This window comes from Marinimicrobium koreense (genome assembly GCF_003762925.1).
Taxonomy (GTDB): Bacteria; Pseudomonadota; Gammaproteobacteria; order Pseudomonadales; family Cellvibrionaceae; genus Marinimicrobium; species Marinimicrobium koreense.
The window spans coordinates 195,451-213,268 of record NZ_RJUK01000001.1; the positions used below are offsets into that span (position 1 = coordinate 195,451).

At 61.2% G+C, this 17,818-nt stretch carries 13 protein-coding genes and 1 other RNA gene; 10 read left to right on the forward strand and 4 right to left on the reverse strand.

What is annotated here, in order from left to right; genetic code table 11:
• Positions 1–223: 223 nt before the first annotated feature.
• The 3 genes from fabV (at position 224) to lpxL (ending at position 3,370) form a co-directional block, all read left to right on the forward strand.
• The gene (gene fabV / locus EDC38_RS00900) at positions 224–1,408 is read left to right on the forward strand and encodes an enoyl-ACP reductase FabV (protein WP_123636930.1); all 1,185 of its coding nucleotides are present in this window, start codon (positions 224–226) and stop codon (positions 1,406–1,408) included.
• A 116-nt stretch (positions 1,409–1,524) separates the two neighbouring features.
• Entirely contained in the window at positions 1,525–2,436 is a 912-nt protein-coding gene (locus EDC38_RS00905; RefSeq protein ID WP_123636931.1) for an acyltransferase, read from the forward strand.
• Positions 2,437–2,452: 16 nt separating this feature from the next.
• The gene (gene lpxL / locus EDC38_RS00910; RefSeq protein WP_123636932.1) at positions 2,453–3,370 is read left to right on the forward strand and encodes an LpxL/LpxP family Kdo(2)-lipid IV(A) lauroyl/palmitoleoyl acyltransferase; all 918 of its coding nucleotides are present in this window, start codon (positions 2,453–2,455) and stop codon (positions 3,368–3,370) included.
• A gap of 3 nt (positions 3,371–3,373) precedes the next feature.
• Here lpxL and EDC38_RS00915 read toward each other — a convergent pair whose 3' ends face one another.
• Positions 3,374–4,216 (reverse strand): 6-carboxytetrahydropterin synthase, encoded by an 843-nt coding sequence (locus EDC38_RS00915; RefSeq protein ID WP_123638812.1) that lies wholly within the window; start codon positions 4,214–4,216, stop codon positions 3,374–3,376.
• Between the two features lie 122 nt (positions 4,217–4,338).
• Entirely contained in the window at positions 4,339–6,465 is a 2,127-nt protein-coding gene (locus EDC38_RS00920) for a hypothetical protein (RefSeq protein WP_123636933.1), read from the reverse strand.
• 286 nt (positions 6,466–6,751) lie between these two features.
• Between EDC38_RS00920 and EDC38_RS00925 the strand changes: the two genes are divergently transcribed.
• Both EDC38_RS00925 and EDC38_RS00930 read left to right on the forward strand, forming a co-directional pair.
• Positions 6,752–7,699 carry a diguanylate cyclase gene (locus EDC38_RS00925; protein WP_123636934.1) on the forward strand — a complete coding sequence of 316 codons (948 nt, stop codon included), beginning with the start codon at positions 6,752–6,754 and terminating at the stop codon, positions 7,697–7,699.
• A 149-nt stretch (positions 7,700–7,848) separates the two neighbouring features.
• A complete protein-coding gene (locus EDC38_RS00930) occupies positions 7,849–8,256 on the forward strand; it encodes a hypothetical protein (protein ID WP_123636935.1) in 408 nt (135 codons plus the stop codon).
• 9 nt (positions 8,257–8,265) lie between these two features.
• Here the strand turns inward: EDC38_RS00930 and metE are convergent, their stop codons facing one another.
• On the reverse strand, positions 8,266–10,653 hold the full coding sequence (gene metE, locus EDC38_RS00935; RefSeq protein ID WP_123636936.1) for a 5-methyltetrahydropteroyltriglutamate--homocysteine S-methyltransferase: 2,388 nt from the start codon (positions 10,651–10,653) through the stop codon (positions 8,266–8,268).
• A 188-nt stretch (positions 10,654–10,841) separates the two neighbouring features.
• Here metE and EDC38_RS00940 point away from each other — a divergent pair, with 188 nt between their 5' ends.
• Together EDC38_RS00940 and EDC38_RS00945 are read left to right on the forward strand one after the other, a co-directional pair.
• Complete coding sequence (locus EDC38_RS00940) at positions 10,842–11,762, forward strand: LysR family transcriptional regulator (RefSeq protein WP_024459642.1); 921 nt, start codon at positions 10,842–10,844, stop codon at positions 11,760–11,762.
• Between the two features lie 73 nt (positions 11,763–11,835).
• A complete protein-coding gene (locus tag EDC38_RS00945) occupies positions 11,836–13,062 on the forward strand; it encodes an MHYT domain-containing protein (protein ID WP_123636937.1) in 1,227 nt (408 codons plus the stop codon).
• Positions 13,063–13,166: 104 nt separating this feature from the next.
• Here EDC38_RS00945 and tpx read toward each other — a convergent pair whose 3' ends face one another.
• A complete protein-coding gene (gene tpx, locus EDC38_RS00950) occupies positions 13,167–13,664 on the reverse strand; it encodes a thiol peroxidase (RefSeq protein WP_123636938.1) in 498 nt (165 codons plus the stop codon).
• A 138-nt stretch (positions 13,665–13,802) separates the two neighbouring features.
• On the opposite strand from tpx, the gene EDC38_RS00955 reads away from it, so the two are divergent.
• The 3 genes from EDC38_RS00955 (at position 13,803) to dnaX (ending at position 17,809) form a co-directional block, all read left to right on the forward strand.
• On the forward strand, positions 13,803–15,344 hold the full coding sequence (locus EDC38_RS00955; protein ID WP_123636939.1) for an AbgT family transporter: 1,542 nt from the start codon (positions 13,803–13,805) through the stop codon (positions 15,342–15,344).
• A 102-nt stretch (positions 15,345–15,446) separates the two neighbouring features.
• Positions 15,447–15,542: signal recognition particle sRNA small type (gene ffs, locus EDC38_RS00960), an RNA gene on the forward strand.
• 152 nt (positions 15,543–15,694) lie between these two features.
• On the forward strand, positions 15,695–17,809 hold the full coding sequence (gene dnaX, locus EDC38_RS00965) for a DNA polymerase III subunit gamma/tau (protein WP_123636940.1): 2,115 nt from the start codon (positions 15,695–15,697) through the stop codon (positions 17,807–17,809).
• The last annotated feature ends 9 nt before the right edge of the window (positions 17,810–17,818 follow it).

Sequence of the window (17,818 nt, forward strand, 5' to 3'; positions counted from 1 at the left end):
ATCGCGTTTTGGGAAAAGCCCACCCAATGTCGTGGCCGGACCCTCTAGTGCCACTCAAAGCAGCACCCCAAAAACCAAGGATTTCGCCGAAAAAGCCCATCTGCTGGTACAATGCCCGTTTTTCGCCCCGAATCTGAGTACTGGGGCGGTTGAACGGCCGTTGACAGCACGTAACGACGGTCAGGGCAGCGACCAAACAGACCAGACAAGAGTAGGACTTTACATGATTATCAAGCCAAAAGTACGCGGATTCATCTGCACCAACGCCCACCCACAGGGCTGCGCCGCCAACGTGCGCGAGCAGATCGACTACACCAAGGCCCAGGGGCCCATCAACGGTGGCCCGAAAAACGTACTGGTCATCGGCTGCTCCACCGGCTATGGCCTGGCCTCACGCATCACCGCCGCCTACGGCTCTGGCGCCAAAACCCTCGGGGTCTGCTTCGAAAAACCGCCCACCGAGAAGCGTACCGCCTCCGCCGGCTACTACAACACCGCCGCCTTCCACGAATTTGCCGAAGCTGATGGCCTCTACGCTCACACCATCAATGGGGACGCCTTCTCCGACGAGATCAAGGCCCAGACCATCGAGCAGATCAAAAAAGACCTGGGCAAAATCGACCTGGTGGTCTACAGCCTGGCCTCGCCCCGACGCACCGACCCCAAGACCGGTGAAACCTACACCTCCGTGCTCAAGCCGATTGGTCAGGCCTACACCTCCAAAGGCCTGAACACCGATACCCTGAAAATCACCGAGACCACCGTCGAGCCGGCCAACGACGAAGAAATTGCCAACACCGTCAAAGTGATGGGCGGCGAAGACTGGGAACTGTGGATCGACGCCCTGAAAGACGCCGACGTGCTGGAGCAGAACTGCCAGACCACCGCCTACACCTACCTGGGCGACAAGCTGACCTGGCCGATCTACGGCAAGGCCACCATCGGCAAGGCCAAAGAAGACCTGGATCGCGCCTCCCTGGCCATCGACCAGAAACTGGATGACCTCAACGGCACGGCCCACGTCGCGGTACTCAAAGCAGTGGTCACCCAGGCCAGCTCCGCCATTCCGGTGATGCCGTTGTACATGTCCATCCTGTTCAAAGTAATGAAAGAGCAGGGCACCCATGAAGACTGCATTCACCAGCTGCAGCGTCTGTTCGTGGAATGCCTGTATAGCGCCAACCCGCGTCTCGACGACGAAGACCGTTTCCGCGTAGACGAGTTGGAGCTGGACCCCAAAGTACAGGCCAAGGTGGAAGAAATCTGGCCGCAAGTGACCGAAGACAACCTCTTTGAACTGACCGACTACAAGGGCTACAACGAAGGTTTCCTGAAGTTGTTCGGCTTTGGCGTCGACGGTGTGGACTACGAGGCGGATGTCAGTCCGTTGGTGAAGGCGCCGTTTTAAGCGTTCAACGATGTGTGACGGTGCCGTTGAGTTAAAGCCCCGAGCTGCCAGTGGCATGCGGCACCTCTGTGTCGGATTACGCGCTTTGCGCTAATCCGACCTACGTGAGAGCTTGTATGCCAATAATCTATCCCCTCGTGGGCATCCTCAGCCTGTCGCTGTACGTGATCACCATCGCGGGCGTGTTCCTGTTGATCATGCCCGTGGCGCTGGTCAAACTGATCATTCCCGCTCTGCGACGCCCCTGTAATGCCGTGCTCGACAAACTGGCGAGCGGCTGGATTACGCTTAATGGCTGGCATCAAAAGCTGTTGACCCGCACCGACATTCGCGTCAGCGGAGATATCGACCAACTCAGTCGCAATGAGTGGTACATGCTGATTGCCAACCATCAGTCCTGGGTCGATATCATGATCCTGGTCCGGGTATTGAACGGCCGAATTCCCTACGTGAAATTTTTCTTCAAGCGCGAGCTTCTCTGGGTGCCCCTGCTCGGGCAGGCGCTGTGGGCGATGGACTTTCCGGTGATGCGCCGGCGCAGCAAAAAAGACATTGCCCGCAATCCGGCGCTGGCCAACGACGACCTGGAGCGTACCCGCAGAGCTTGCGAAATGTATCAACACAGCCCGGTCACCATCATCAACTTTCTGGAAGGCACCCGCTTTACGCCGGCCAAGCAGCGGGCGCAAGCCAGCGACGACGGCGCGCCGGAGTTCAGGCACCTGCTCAAGCCCAAAGCCGGTGGCCTGGCCTTCACCCTATCGGCCATGAACGGTCAGCTTCGACAGATGCTGGATGTGACCCTTTACTACCCCCACGGCCGCCCCACGTTCTGGGAATACGCTTGTGGGCGAGTGCGCCGGGTGGACATGCACATCCAGCAGCGCCCCATCACCGACGACATGGTGGGCGACTATCCGAACGATGAGGCATTTCGAGCCCGGTTTCAGGCCCGCGTCAACGAACTCTGGCAGGAAAAAGACGCCCGTCTGGAGGCCATGGCCCAGGCCGCGGCCGATACGCACTGAGGTAAATAGATAGCCTATGGCTGAAACATCCTTCCCCAAACAACTGCTCGCCCCCCGTCACTGGCCCTCCTGGTTGGGTGCCGGGCTATGGTTTCTGATCGCCCAACTGCCTTACCGGTTGCAGTGGTGGCTGGCCAAAGCGCTGGCGCCTTTGCTGAGGCTGAATAAAAAACGGCTGAACTTTGCCCGACGCAATATTGAGCTCTGTTTTCCGAGTCTGTCAGAGGTCGAACGCGAGCGTCTGCTGAAAAAAAACCTCACCTCCACCGCCATGACCGTGTTCGAAACCGGCATCGCCTGGTTCTGGCCGGGCTGGCGACTGCGCCGACTGTTCACCGTCACCGGCCTGGAACACCTGAAAGCCGCTGAAGAAGCGGGGCAGGGCGCGCTGCTGCTCAGCCTGCACATGACGACCCTGGACATTGGCAGCGCCATGCTCGGGCAAGTGGTCAACTTCGACGGCATGTACCGGCCCCACAGCAACCCGGTGTACGACTACCTGCAAATGAAACGCCGCAGCGCCTATTCCCCCGGCGCCATGACCATTCCCCGCGACAACGTACGCGCCATGATCAGCCGCCTGCGCAAAGGCCGCTTCATCTGGTACGCCCCGGACCGGGACCTGGGCTCAAAAAACAGCCTCTTCGCCCCCTTCTTCGGCGTGCAGGCCGCCACCGTCAGTGCCACAGGCAAACTGGTCAGCATGGGCAAGGGACGGGTGATTCCGTTTACCCAGTACCGCCTACCCGGCGGGCGCGGTTACGAACTGGTCATCCGGCCGGCATTGGGAGATTTCCCCAGCGGCGACGACTATGCCGACACAGTGCGGGTCAACCGCTACATGGAAGAAGCCATCGAAGAGTGCCCACATCAATATTTTTGGGCACAGCCACGCTTCAAAACCCGTCCTGAAGGTGAACCATCGGTGTATTGAGGTTTAAGCCTCGGCGATTGCACCTTTATTCATACCTTCATAGGCCTGCACACGAATGGTGCTGGTCGGGTACTCGGACTTGGTGGTTTTGGCGATGTGGTCGGCAATCAACTCCACCGTAGTATCCGTGTCCATCAGATAACAACAACGCTGGGGCAGGGTAATCTCAAAATCCCCCTGGGGCGCCGTATAGGCAAAGCGGAAATAATCCCCTTCCTCCGCCACCAGATCCTCACGCGTCGCGAGATAAATATCACGGAACCGACTGGCCCACTCACCCTCCAGGGCCGGAGAGGGAATATCGTCCGCCCAGATTGCAATCTTCGAACGGTGACCGTGGGCAATCCGTTGACAATTGCCATCGTGCTTCTTCAGGCCGTGGCTATAGTGATAAAACACACTCTCAATGTATTCGGTGGAAAAGCTCAGGTGCAGGCGCGTGCCTTCGGGGAACAGCTGCTCTTCGTTAAGGCGTTGAATGCACCACTCGGCGACGCTTTCACGGGTCAGCTCCTCGGCATCCACCAGCGCCACCGCCTCTTTGGGGCAGCGAAGATCAATCGTCTCGCTGCGGTCCCCAAAGTGCCAGCGCAGGGACAGAACGTCGCCTTCGTCTTCAAGCTCCAGTTGGTGGGAGTGGCGGGGCACCAGAAGGCGGTGATCAAGCTCGTTGTCCAGCCACGCTTTCAGCGTCTTCTTGACCGTACTGAAATCACAGACCATACCCTGTTCATCCAATGCGCCCTCCAGTTGCACATCAGCCAGCCAGGTTTCCCCCAGCAGGCCGCGGCGGGCATCGAGAAAGCTGAAATCCACGGTGGCGAGGTTGTCGACAAAAAGCAGCATAAGTTCTGGGGCCATGGGTAATGAACGATGTCGCCATGATACCAGTTGGAGGGGGAGCTGTGCAGGCTTGAGGGGAGGGGGGAGCTCCCGGGGCCACTCGGCAGGCCCAGGGAGCAAAGGTGTCAGTAGAGGTAAACCGCGCCGGAATCGGTGCCTTCGTTGTTGTCCCGGTCGCCGTTGATGCCCTGGGCATCGCTGTCTTCGCGGTAGGCGCCGATGGCAAGGGTGTCGCCTTCGGCCGACAGCGCCAGGCCAATGGCGAAACCGTCCCGCGCTTCGGTGTTGGCGGCCTTGATGTAAGAGGCTTCGCGCCAGCGACCGTCAATGATTGAAAAGAGGTAAGCACCACCGGCACGAGGGGCCGAGTTGTCATCACTGACGCCGTCTATACCGGTCTCGGCGCTGGGCTCGCGCGTGCTGCCTACCACCAGATGACGCCCGTTGCGGGCAAAGGCCAGTGTTTCGCCGAAGCGCAGCCCCTGAAGGTTGTTGGAGGCCTTCAGGAATGAGGTCTGTTCCCACTCACCATCCACTTGGCGGAACAGGTAGACCGCACCACTGTTGGTGGCGACTGTGGTGACGTCCTCAAGGTCGTAATTGTCCGGACTGGAGTTGATCCCGGGCTCGGCCGTCAGGTCACCGGTGCTGCCCACTGCCAGGCGGGTACCGTCGCCGGATAAGGCAACACTGGCTCCGAAACTTTGAGCGTAGCCGGTCAGTTCCTGCTCGGTGTAGGTGTGGCTTGGCTTGATATAGGTCGACTGTGACCAGTTATTATCGTTGCGAACGAACAAGTAGACCGCGCCGGCGTTAATGATGGTCCGGTTGTCGTCCTCACCGTTGATCCCGGTGGAGCGACTGGCGTCACCGGTCGCGCCCACCGCCAGGGTATTGCCGTCGGTGGAGATGGCCAGGCTGCTGCCAAACAGGTGGTACAGCGGAGTGCCGGTCGCGGTGATGGCAGAGAAGGTGTTCGAGGCCTTTACATAGGCCTGCTGTGCCCAGCCGCTGTCCGAGTCGGTGAATACATAGACGGCACCGGCGTTGGGTGCATCATTGTTGTTCTCGTCGCCGTTGATGCCAGTGGCGTCGCTCGATTCGAACAGGGCGCTGACCGCCAGCGTCTGGCCGTCACCGGAGAGGGCGACGCGGTGGCCAAAACGGTCGTTGACGTTGGTCGGGATGGTGACTTCGCCGTCTTCTGTTTCGTCGTCCGCTGCGGGGTCATCGGTGCCATCGTCTTCGGCCGTCTCGTCGGTTTCTTCTTCCTCTTCTTCCGGGGGTTCGGCATTGGAGGCCTTGAGAAAGGCGTCCTGCGCCCAGCCTTCCTCCCCGCGTTTGAAGACATACACCGCGCCGGTTCCGGGGGCGCCATTATTGTCCTGTTCCGGATTCACGCCGGTTCCGTCGCTGTCTTCCAGGGTCGCACTGACCGCGAGCACATCGCCGCCGTCCGACAGGGACAGCGCGAAGCCGAAGCGGTCGTTGTATCGGGTGGTATTGTCACCGTCGTCGTTTTCGCTGGGCGCTTCAGTGTTGGAGGCTTTCAGATAGGCCTCCTGCTGCCACAGGCCGTCCACCAGGCGGAACACGTAAACGGCGCCGGCACCGAATACGGAGTTGTCGGAGGCATCACCGTTGACGCCCCGTGCCTGACTGGCTTCGCGGGGCGCGCTGACCGCCAGGGTCTGGCCATCGGCCGAGAGGGCGACCGCCCAGCCAAACCAGTCGGCGGCTTCGTTGCTGTCGGCTTTGACAAAGCCGATGGTGTCGAGCATGACGTTCAGGGTCAGTTGCTCGTTGGAATCGTCGTATTCGGAGCAGTCGGCGTTCAAACAGGCGGTGACGGTATACAGGGCGTTGTGCCAGTCATGCTGGTGCACCGCGACGGTGTCGCTGGCCTCTGTTTCGGTCAGGTTGTCAGCTACCACCTCGTAGCCACTGCCGTCGCCTGGCTTCTTCTGCAGCTGGTAATACTCAGCACCTTCAACGGCGGTCCAGGAAAAACGGATCTCCTTGGGCTCTACTGATTCGACATTGATTTCCGGCCACTCGGCGTCGCTTACGCCTCCGGTATTGCCCGCGTTATCAATACCCCCGCTGAAGCTGCTGGAGCTTGAGCTGGAGCTGGATGAGGTGTTCTGGTTATTGTCGCTGTCACTGCCACAGGCGCCCAGAGTCAGAGCGAGCAGCAGGGGCAGGCCGAAGCGGGTGACGGAGATCAAGCCGTTGTCTCGAGTATTACGCATGCCTTTGTGTACCTGAGATTTTGGGGAAGCCCGCGATTCTCGGCGCCTCGGGGCTTCGTGTCAAATATTGGCGCAAATGCTCCGCGGTTGGACCGACATCGGACGAATAAAATCCGCAGGACTGGCAGAAACGGGTCGAATGCCGCTCGGGTGTGCCAGAAAACCGACAACCGGTAGATGAATTCGGCGCCAACCGTGGTAAGATGCACGATTTTTGGCGCTCCGGCCGGTTCAGGCGGAAGCATATAGTGAGAGTGGTTGACTGACGTCGGAAGCGGAGTCCGTGATGATGACCGTTCAAGAGTTGATGACCCCGGTGGGCACCCAGGTGAATGGCGGCCAGAGCCTGATCGAAGTACTGGCTCTGATGCGCCGCAATCAGCACTCCTGTGCCGTTGTGATGGACGGCGACCGAGTGGCGGGCCTGATTCGGGAAAAAGATCTGGTCTCGGTGCTGGCCCAGGTGCTCGAATCCGGCCGGGTCGAGGTCGGGCGGGCGGCGGACGTGATGACCGTCAACCCGGTCTGTGTGCCCGCCGGAGCGTCGCTGCTGGAGGCGCTCAAACGCGCGCAGGAATATCGTCAGCGCCAGATGCCGGTGCTGGACGACCGGGGGGCACTGGTGGGCATGATCACTCACACTGACATGGCACAGGCGTATATTCAGATATTGGAGCGCCAGACCGAGTTGGTCAGTGTCAATCGCGTACTCAGGGCGGAGTCCCTGCAGGATTCCCTGCTCAATATCGGCAATCGTCGCGCGATGGAGCGCGACCTCAAGGTCCTGGCAACGCATCCCAAGCGCCGTTTTGCCCTGGCATTGCTGGATCTGGACTGGTTCAAGAAATACAACGACTATTACGGTCATCAGGCGGGAGATCGGGCGTTGCAGCGGGTCTGCGAAACCATTACCGGCCATCTGCGTCAGGGCGATACCCTCTACCGGTACGGTGGTGAGGAGCTGCTGTTGTTAATGCTGGATACCGACTTGGAAGGGGCCTGGCTCGGCGCCAGCCGGGTGTGCGACGCGGTGCAGAAGCTTCGCATCGAACACGCCCCGAGTCCGCTCGGTGTACTCACTCTGAGCGCCGGGGTGGCCTGCGAGCCCGGAGCCGGCATATCTCAACTGATTGCCTCGGCCGATCAGGCGCTTTACTACGCCAAAACCCATGGGCACAACAGTGTTATTCGTGGGCGTCCTGTTGCGGAGCCGGACATCACGCCCTCTTCATGACCGCCATGGGGCCAGCGGGTGATTGCAACCGGTTACTCCTGGGGCCAGATCAAATGTCACGCAATTATCACTTGTAGTTCCCCTGTGGATCCGTACACTGCGCCGCTTTGTGGATAGTCGAGGCGGATGCCTCCTGGACGTGAGCCGTTATGCCCCATCCCGCTGTTGAACCCCTGTCCCTGACCAACCGTCTCGGGCAGCCCGTTGTATTGGGTGTGAAGTTTATGCCCGGGGAACACCGCGATACCCTGTTCGTGAGTGCGCCCCGCCAACAGGCCTCCAGTTTTTTTGGCAAGAATGCCGAACCGTTTCTGATGCAGTTGATGGAGCAGCTCCCGCTGGTTCCCGACCGGTTGAGCATCATCGAGTTGCGCGGCGACCCGGAACATCCGGAGTTCTGGCGTTGGCGTGCAGAGTGGGTCGGGCGCTCCCCCATGGCGCTGCGCGCCGAACCGGTGGCCAGCAATGGCTCCCGGTCGGCGCTTCAGTCGCTGCTGGAAGGGCGGCGGCACGAGGGCAGCGGGCAGGCCCGTGCTCCCCGGCGCCGCCAGGCCTGAGGGCCCGACTCAGGCAGCGTCGCTAGAACGTTCGCGCAGGCGTCGAGCGGCGCTGACCATGTTGGCCAGGGCGGCTTCGGTTTCCACCCAGCCCCGGGTTTTCAGGCCGCAGTCCGGATTGACCCAGAGACGTTCCTTCGGTAGCCGTTGAGCCGCCTGCTCCATCAGGGTCACCATGGCCTCGACCGGGGGCACATTGGGTGAATGAATGTCGTATACGCCCGGGCCAATGTCATTCGGGTAGGAAAACTGCTCGAAGGCATCGAGCAGCTCACCTTGGGAGCGTGACGTCTCAATGGTGATCACATCCGCGTCCAATGCCGCAATGGCATCGATGATGTCGTTGAACTCTGAATAACACATATGGGTGTGAATCTGGGTTTCATCGTTCACGCCACTGGCGCTCAGACGAAACGCCTCTACCGCCCAGTCAAGGTACTCCCCCCAATCTTTCCGCTTCAACGGCAGACCTTCGCGCAGGGCAGGCTCGTCAATCTGGATGATCTGAATGCCGGAGGTCTCCAGATCTTTGACTTCGTCCCTGAGTGCCAGGGCGATCTGTCGTGCTGTCACAGAGCGGGGTTGGTCGTTGCGCACAAAGGACCAGAACAGCATGGTAATCGGGCCGGTCAGCATCCCCTTGACCGGTCTGCGGCTCAGGGACTGGGCGTAGCGGGCCCACTGGGTGGTCATGGCCCGGGGGCGGGCCACATCACCGTAAATGATGGGCGGCTTCACACAGCGGGAGCCATAACTCTGGACCCAGCCAAACTGGGTGAAAGCGTAGCCGTCGAGCTGCTCACCGAAATATTCCACCATGTCATTGCGCTCGGCTTCGCCGTGCACCAGTACATCCAGCCCCAATTGCTCCTGGCGAACAATGGCATCGGCAATGGCCTGGCGCATACGATTGCGATACTCCACTTCGGACAGTTGTCCCTGCTTGTAGGCTCTGCGTGCCTGACGGATATCATCGGTCTGGGGAAAAGAGCCAATGGTCGTGGTCGGAAATTCCGGCAATTGCAGGAGTGCCTGTTGTTTGGCCGACCGCTGCGCAAACCGGCTCTGGCGCTGACTGTCGGTGGGAGAAATGGCGCTCAGGCGCTCCTGCACCGCCGGGTTGTGGACGCGGCGGGATTCACGCCGGGAGCGCACCGACTGATCGCTGGCCTCAAGTGCAGCCAGTGCGGATGGAGCCGGCTCTGGTGCCAGTAACTGTTCTAGAGCCACCACTTCGTCGACCTTCTGCAGCGCGAAGGCCAGCCAGCTTTTCAGCTCTGGCTCCAGGGCCTGTTCCCGTTTCAGGTCCACCGGCACGTGCAGCAGTGAGCAGGAAGGGGCCAGCCAGAGTCGCTCTCCCAGCCGTTCGGCGAGTTCGGCGAGCGTTTCCCGTGCCGCTCTCAGGTCGGTACGCCAGATATTTCGCCCGTCGATTATCCCCACCGACAGCACCTTGTGTACCGGCAGGCGGTCGACGACGTTCAATAGCTGCTCCGGTGCGCGCACCGCGTCGATGTGAAGGCCGGCGACCGGCAACTGCACCGCAGTGGACAGGTTCTCGCCGAGGGCGCCGAAATAGGTGGCCAGTAGCAGTTTGACCGCTCGGTTCTGCAGGCGATGGTAAGTCGGCTCGAAGGCCTGTTGCCAGGCAGCGGGCAAGTCCAGCACCAGAATCGGCTCATCAATCTGCACCCACTTGGCGCCGGCATCGGCCAGAGCATCCAGCAATTGCTGATAGGCCGGCAGCAGCGCCTCAAGCAGGCTCAGCCGATCAAAATTGTCCGCTTTTTCTTTGCCCAGCCACAGATAGCTGAGCGGACCGAGAATCACCGGCTTGACCTGGTGCCCAAGGGCGATGGCCTCCCGGGTCTCATCGATGATCTGCCGATAGCTCAACTCAAAGGTCTGGTCGGGGTGAAATTCCGGTACCAGGTAGTGATAGTTGGTGTCGAACCACTTGGTCATTTCACAGGCGCTACTGGCCGCGCCGGTCGGTGCTCGCCCCCGCGCCATCCGAAACAGCGTGTCCAGATCCACCTGTCGGCAGGGCCCCTCGGGCGCCTCCGGGGCGTCAATCGGCTCGCTGCAGCCACATTCGGAGTGGGAGCCCGGTTCAGCGCCGGTGTTCCGGGCTTCGGCCCGGTGGCGCACGGGAACATTACCGAGAGTGGCGGACAGGGTCAGGACCTGGTCGTACCAGGCAAAGTCACCGGTGGGAATCCAGCTCAGGCCGGCATCCGCCTGTTGCTGCCAGTGTCGGCGGCGCAGTGTCCGCCCAGTGTCTTCCAGAGCCTCCTTGGAGAGGTCGCCGCGCCAGTAGGCCTCCAAAGCCCGTTTGAGTTCTCGGTCGGCGCCGATGCGGGGGAAGCCCAGATTGTGGGTGAGTATCGGGTGCATAAGGTCCTCGGGATAAAGTGATGGTCGACAAAAAGGGGTTACGAGTCAGTCTCGATGTAGTGGGCGCATTCTCGGTAAAGTGCTACTATGAATCAAACGGAGTATTTTCAGATTTACTATGAATTTTATTAATGTTGGTCCGCTGGCAGTGTTCTCCGGGCCGATTGTCGAGGAGTGAAACCCAATCGATGTTGGAAATACGTCATCTGAAAACCCTGGTGGCTCTGCGAGAAACCGGCTCCCTGGTGGATGCGGCCGAACGGGTCCACCTGACCCAGTCCGCGCTGTCGCACCAGTTGAAGGACCTGGAGAGCCGTCTTGGCGGTGAGCTGTTCGTGCGCAAGAGTCGGCCGGTGCGCTTTACCCCGGCGGGTAAGCGCTTGCTGGCGCTGGCGGACGATGTGCTGGGCCGGCTGGAGGACGCCGAACGGGAGGTGCACAAGCTGCTGCACGGCGAGGCCGGTCGGCTCAATATGGCCATTGAGTGTCACAGTTGTTTCAACTGGTTGATGCCCACCATTGAGCGGTACCGGAATCATTGGCCGGCCGTGGAGCTGGATTTCTCCGGTGGCTTTACGTTTGAGCCGCTGCCGGCCCTGGTTCAGGGGGATATTGACCTGGTGGTGACCGCGGATCCGCAACTGATTCGTGGGGTGGAGTATGTCCCGCTGTTCGCCTACGAAATGCAGTTCGCCCTGGGGCGGGAGCACCCGCTGGCGGAGCGTCCCTGGATCGAACCCGAGGACCTGCTGGAGCAGACGCTGATCACCTACCCGGTTGAGCGCAGCCGTCTGGACGTGTTCAAACAGTTCCTGGAGCCCGCCGGGGTTGAGCCCGCGTCGGTGCGTACCGCCGAGCTGACATTGATGATGGTGCAGTTGGTAGCCAGTGGACGGGGTGTTTCGGCACTGCCGAACTGGGTTCTGGCTGAATATGTCGATCAGGCACTGATCACGGTCCGCTCCGCCGGCCCCCGAGGTGTCTGGCCCATTCTGTATGCCGCAGTGCGCGAAGCTCAGTTGGATGCGCCGTTCATGCAGGATTTCCTCCGCTTGGCTCGCGAGCACTGTCTCAAGCATTTGACCGGGGTGCGTCGGGTGTCGTCCTGATCCAAGTCCTGCTGTGGCGCGTAACAACACGGAACGTCAATAATGACTGAGGCACCAACAGCGGACTTTCCCTATGACAGGCTCCTACAATGCGATTCTGGTAATCGCGTCCTACTGCGTGGCGGTGATCGCGTCCTACACGGCCATCTATTTCGGTACCCGGGTATTTCATTTCGACGGGGCTCAGCGGCGTAACTGGTTGGTCGCTGGCGCACTCTGTCTGGGCACGGGGATATGGTCCATGCACTTTGTAGGCATGAGTGCCTTTGAGATGCCCATGGAAATGACCATGTCGTTCAACGCCGGGTTGACGGTCTTGTCCTGGCTTCCGGCGCTGGTGGCGTCGGGGCTGGCACTGCACGTGATCACCTTGCCCCGGGTCAGCGCGGCGGCCATCGCGGCCGCGTCACTGATTATGGGGGCGGGTATCTTTTCCATGCACTATCTGGGCATGTATGCCATGCAGATGCAGCCGGCGATTCAATACGATCCCGTCTGGGTATCGATCTCCGCCGCGATTGCGGTGGGAGCATCCGGGGCAGCGCTGATGATCTGTCGCAAAATCCGCGACGTGCCGGTCCAGTATGCGGTGTGGGTCAAAGCCCTGGCGGCCCTGGTGATGGGTGCGGCCATTTGTGGCATGCATTACTCGGGGATGGTCGCGGCCATCTACCCGATGGACGGCGCCATGGACCAGGGTAACCACCTGCAGGGGAACTGGATGGGGGTGCCCACGGCGATCGTCGTGAGTGGCTTGCTGCTGTTGGCGATCTATGTTGCTTACAGTGATCTTCGGGCGCGGGACCGGGCGCGGCAAGCGCAGGAACGGGCTCAGGATCAGGCCCGGCAGGCGGCCTTCTACGATGCCGCCACGGGGCTTCCCAATCGCAGTCACCTGGAGCGTCAGCTTCTGGAGCGGCTGACCGTCACCGCGCGGGGCGCCCAGCCCGAACCTTTCCTGCTGTTTTATGTTGAGCTGCAGAATCCGGATGACGCGCAGGTGCTGGAAGTGGCTCAGCAGCTCAAACGCAGTTTCAGTCGCGCCGAGCAGGTGGTGCGCTACAGTAGTGACAGCTTTATGGTTTTGCATCAGCCCTTGTCGGGGGAAGAGGTCAAGCGGAAGCTGGTGACCCTCAACACTGCGTTCCTGAGTAACGCCTCGATCGGTCGATGGGGGTGGGGGGTGAGTCAATACCCGGCATCGGCGAGTAACAGTCGCGGCCTGATGCAGGGCGCGCAGCGAGTGCGGGAGTGGTTGACGCCCGAGGATGCCGCACCGGGCGGGCGTCAGGTGGCCTGAAACTCGGTTAAAGGCAACGTACAAAAAAGCCAGCACTCACCGAGTGCTGGCTTTTTTGTTGGGGCGGGGCCGTAGCGTGTTGCGTGGACCCCGGAGCGCGCCGATCAGCCAAGAGCCTGAATGGCGGCGTCGTAATCCGGCTCGTCCGCCACTTCGCTGACCAATTGGGTGTAGCTGACCTTACCGTCCTGATCGACTACGACCACCGCGCGGGCATCCAGTCCGGTCAGCGGGCCCTCGACCATGCGAACGCCATAGCTCTCGGCAAAGTTGGAGCGGAAAGCCGAGGCGGGAATCACCTGGTCCAGTCCCTCGGCGCCGCAAAAGCGTGCCATGGCAAAGGGCAGATCTTCAGAGACACAGAGAACCACGGTGTTGTCCAGGGCGCTGGCCTTCTCGTTGAACGAGCGGACCGATTGCGCGCAGGTGGGTGTATCGACGCTGGGGAAGATGTTGAGCACCACTCGCTTGCCTTTAAAGTCACTCAGATTGACTTCTGACAGGTCAGTCTTGACCAGAGTGAAGTCAGGCGCCGCACTGCCTTTCGCGGGCAGTTCACCACTGGTTTTAAACGGGTTACCTTTCAATGTAACAGTTGCCATGCTGTGCTCCTGCTGGATGGTGACATGAGAAATCGAACCGGCCTGTGCGCTGGACAGGCCGTAAAACATGCATTACAACGCTGGTGCGGTGTGATTGCAAGTGCCGCTTACCATTCTTTAACGCAACCGGGATTGTTTATGAGCGTCACTGAGCCCGCTTCTCAAGCCACATCTGGCCCCTTGGCGGCCATCGCCCGCTGGGGCAATCGATTGCCGGCACCTGCGATGCTGTTCCTGTGGCTCACTCTGTTATTGGTACTGGTATCCGCGGTCGTGGCCGCCTTTGATGTATCCACCCGCCTGCCGGGGCAGGATGAGCGTATTGCGGTGCGCAGTCTGCTGAGTGCCGAGGGGATTCGCTGGGCGCTGACTCACACGGTTGAGAACTTTGTTTCCTTTGCGCCGGTGGGCACGGTCCTGGTGGCCATGCTGGGTTTGGGGGTGGCCGAGCACTCCGGGCTGTTGCGGGTGGTGCTGGAGCGCCTGGTGCGGTCCACTCCGCAGGGGCTGTTGAGCTGGATGGTGGTCTTTGCCGGCATTCTGTCCAACCTGGCAATGGATGCGGGCTACGTGGTCCTGATTCCTCTGGCGGGCCTGATGTTTGCCGCCGCGGGGCGACCGCCCTTGGCGGGTATCGCAGCGGCATTTGCGGGGGTGTCCGCCGGGTACAGTGCCAACCTGCTGATTGGTCCGGTGGACGTCATTCTCAGCGGAATGAGTACCGAGGCGGTCGCCATCGTCGCCCCCGAATACACAGTGGGTATTGAGGCCAACTATTACTTTGCCGCCGTGTCCACCCTGGTGTTGAGTGTGCTTGGAGCCTGGGTGACTGAGCGATGGGTGATGCCCCACCTGGCCAGGAGCGAGGGCCCAGAGCGGCTCGCGGAAACGGCTCCCGATGAGGAGCACACCCTGTCAATTGCAGAGCGTCGAGGCCTCTGGCTGGTGGCGGTGTGGACGCTTCTGTTTGTTCTGGTTGTTCTTGTGGCGGCGGTTCCGGAGGGGGCGCCGCTGCGTGACCCGAATAATCCGGGGTTTCTCGGTTCAGCGGCAATGCAAGGCATCGTGGTGTTGATTGCATTCTATGCCGGTGTGGCCGGCTGGCTGTTCGGGCGCGTCAGCGGCCGGTATGGCAGCAGCCAGGCGTTGGTGGAGGCCATGGAGGGAACCATGGCGACCATGGCCGGTTATCTGGTGCTGATGTTCTTTGCCGCTCAGTTTGTGAATTATTTCTCCTGGAGTCAGTTGGGCACCTTGCTTGCCGTCAGCGGTGCCGAGGGACTGCAAGGCCTGGCATTACCGAACAGTGTTTTGCTGCTGGTGTTTGTCTTTATGGCGGCGTTTATCAATCTGTTTGTCGGCAGTGCATCCGCCAAGTGGGGGCTGTTGGCACCGGTCTTTGTTCCCATGCTGTTTTTGTTGGGGATCAGCCCGGAGGCGACCCAGATGGCCTTCCGGATTGGTGACAGCAGCACCAACATCATTACCCCGCTGATGCCTTATTTTGGCGTGGTGGTGGCGTTCGCTCAGCGCTATAAGCCGGACCTGGGTATCGGCACACTGATGGCGATGATGTTGCCCTACAGCCTGGTGTTCCTGCTGGGTTGGAGTGGACTGATGCTGGTGTGGTTCTGGCTCGGTTTGCCCCTGGGGCCCGGTGCGTCGATGCTGCTCAATTGAGGTTGCAATAGGGGGGCAAACTGCGCATAATGCGCCCCACTCGACCACAGCCACCGGCTGTTTCAGGGGGATTCCCCCGGCGTCGAGCGACTATGGTGGCCTTTCCGGTCCCCTCGCAATGATCAGCTGTGAACCCCGCCAGGCCCGGAAGGGAGCAACGGTAGCAGTCAGTCATGTGCCGGGGTGTGGCTGGTCAGGTCACCACCCATCTCCCCCCTTGTTGGTATAATTCTGTCGTTCCCGTAGGGGCCGAGCGCAGCGGTGTAGACCTGCACCCGCCGTATATATCACCGGGCATCTTCCGGTATACTCCCGCCCTGGTTTTGATATTCTGATCCACTGAGGAAGGCATGAGCTACCAAGTCCTGGCCCGCAAATACCGCCCCCGCACCTTTCGGGAAACCGTGGGGCAGGAGCATGTGCTCCAGGCGCTGATCAACGCCCTCGACCACAACCGGCTTCATCACGCCTACCTCTTTACCGGCACTCGCGGTGTGGGTAAAACCACCATTGCCCGGATTCTCGCCAAATGCCTCAACTGTGAGAGCGGCGTCAGCTCCGAGCCCTGTGGTCAGTGCTCCGCCTGTACGGAAATTGCCGAAAACCGCTTTGTCGATCTGATTGAGGTGGATGCGGCCTCGCGCACCAAAGTGGAAGACACCCGTGAGCTGCTGGAAAACGTCCAGTACGCGCCCACCCGGGGCCGCTATAAGGTCTACCTGATCGACGAAGTGCACATGCTCTCCGGGCACAGCTTCAATGCCCTGCTCAAGACTCTGGAAGAGCCACCGCCTCACGTCAAATTCCTGCTGGCCACCACTGATCCGCAGAAGCTGCCGGTGACCATTCTGTCCCGCTGTCTGCAGTTCAACCTGAAAAACATGAACCCGGAGCGGATTGTCCAGCACCTGCAGGAAATTCTGGAAAAAGAGCTGGTGCCGTTCGAGGCCAGCGCGCTGTGGCTGCTGGGGCGATCCGCCGACGGCAGTATGCGCGATGCCATGAGCCTGACCGACCAGGCCATTGCCTACGGCTCCGGGAAAATCACCGAGGCCGAAGTGCGGGCCATGCTGGGCACGATTGACCAGCGGGCCATTTACGAGATGCTGGCCGCGCTGGCGGTGCAGGATGGCCGGGCGCTCCTCGGAGCGGTAGAGCAAATGTCCGAGCAGGCGCCCGATTATGCGGCCGCACTGGCCGAACTGCTGGCGCTGCTGCACCGGATTGCCATCGCCCAGGCGCTGCCGGAAGCGGCGGATAACAGCCACGGTGACCGGGACAAGGTGCTCGAGCTGGCCCAGCAGATGCCGCCCGAGGACATTCAGTTGTTTTACCAGACCGCCTTGCTCGGCCGGCGAGACCTGCCACTGGCGCCGGATCCGCGCGCGGGGCTGGAAATGGTGCTGTTGCGGATGCTGGCGTTCAAACCGCAGGGATTGGCCGATATTCCCAAGAAAGCATTACCGCAAGGCGCCAGCGACACACCGGCCAGCCCGGGTGAGCGCCTGGCCGAGCAGATTCCCAAGCCGGCTCAGGCGGCCGAGACACAGACGGCTCAGACGGCCGAGGCAACGCAGGCTCAGGCCGCCGAACAGATGACGCAGGGAGCGTCGGAACCAACCCCGACCGCAGCGTCGACCCCGACCCCTGAAGCGACTGACCAGCCTGGTGCGTTGGAGGAGCCCGCCCAGGCCCCAAAGTCGGTCCCTGATAGCGTCTCCTCGCCGGCTTCCGAGCCGGCCAGCGCCGCTCGGCAGCCGGTCGAGGCCGAGCTCCCGAAAACGCCCGAGCCGGTTCATAGCGAGTCTCCCAAAGTATCGGAGCAGGCCGCCCCGGCGGCGAGTGCGGCCGCGGAAGAGCCACCGCCCTGGGCCGACGAGGAGGTACCGCCGTTCGATGGCCCTTATCAGTCGGCACCCACGGCGCGGGCGCAACCGGCGGATCGGGCACCGAATGAAGCATCAGCGCCGACGACGACGCCGGCGGCACGGCCGAATAATACCGGCGCTGCAGCCCCGGCTCCCGAGCCCGCCAACGCGGCCCGGGCCAAACCGGCGGTGCCAAAGGTGGCCCTGGAAGAGACCCGTCCGGACAACTGGGCCCAGGTCTATCTGGGGTTGAGCGCCACCGGCCTACTGCAAAGCACCGCCGCCAACTGTGTGCTGGTGGGGCGGCAGGGCAATGAGCTGAATTTTATGCTCGATGAACGTCACAGCGCCATCTACGACGAGAGTCAGCAACAGCGACTGGCGGATGTGCTCAGTGATTACTTTGGCGAGTCGGTGCGCGTGCGTATTCAGCCGGGCACGGTCGAGGCCGAGACACCGGCGGCGCAGGCCATGCGGTTGAAGGAAGAGAGCCGGGTCGAAGCGCTTGAAGCCATGAAAAGGGACCCCATCGTGCAACAACTGGTCGAACACTTTGGCGCAACGTTGCGCGAAGACACGGTACAGCCCCTGGAATAGGGGCGCTAT

Coding starts and splice junctions, on each gene's coding strand:
- EDC38_RS00940 (WP_024459642.1), top strand. CDS start 10,842: ATGTTGGAAATACGTCATCTGAAAACCCTGGTGGCTCTGCGAGAAACC.
- tpx (WP_123636938.1), bottom strand. CDS start 13,664: ATGGCAACTGTTACATTGAAAGGTAACCCGTTTAAAACCAGTGGTGAA.
- EDC38_RS00905 (WP_123636931.1), top strand. CDS start 1,525: ATGCCAATAATCTATCCCCTCGTGGGCATCCTCAGCCTGTCGCTGTAC.
- dnaX (WP_123636940.1), top strand. CDS start 15,695: ATGAGCTACCAAGTCCTGGCCCGCAAATACCGCCCCCGCACCTTTCGG.
- metE (WP_123636936.1), bottom strand. CDS start 10,653: ATGCACCCGATACTCACCCACAATCTGGGCTTCCCCCGCATCGGCGCC.
- EDC38_RS00930 (WP_123636935.1), top strand. CDS start 7,849: ATGCCCCATCCCGCTGTTGAACCCCTGTCCCTGACCAACCGTCTCGGG.
- fabV (WP_123636930.1), top strand. CDS start 224: ATGATTATCAAGCCAAAAGTACGCGGATTCATCTGCACCAACGCCCAC.
- EDC38_RS00920 (WP_123636933.1), bottom strand. CDS start 6,465: ATGCGTAATACTCGAGACAACGGCTTGATCTCCGTCACCCGCTTCGGC.
- EDC38_RS00925 (WP_123636934.1), top strand. CDS start 6,752: ATGATGACCGTTCAAGAGTTGATGACCCCGGTGGGCACCCAGGTGAAT.
- EDC38_RS00915 (WP_123638812.1), bottom strand. CDS start 4,216: ATGCTGCTTTTTGTCGACAACCTCGCCACCGTGGATTTCAGCTTTCTC.
- lpxL (WP_123636932.1), top strand. CDS start 2,453: ATGGCTGAAACATCCTTCCCCAAACAACTGCTCGCCCCCCGTCACTGG.
- EDC38_RS00945 (WP_123636937.1), top strand. CDS start 11,836: ATGACAGGCTCCTACAATGCGATTCTGGTAATCGCGTCCTACTGCGTG.
- EDC38_RS00955 (WP_123636939.1), top strand. CDS start 13,803: ATGAGCGTCACTGAGCCCGCTTCTCAAGCCACATCTGGCCCCTTGGCG.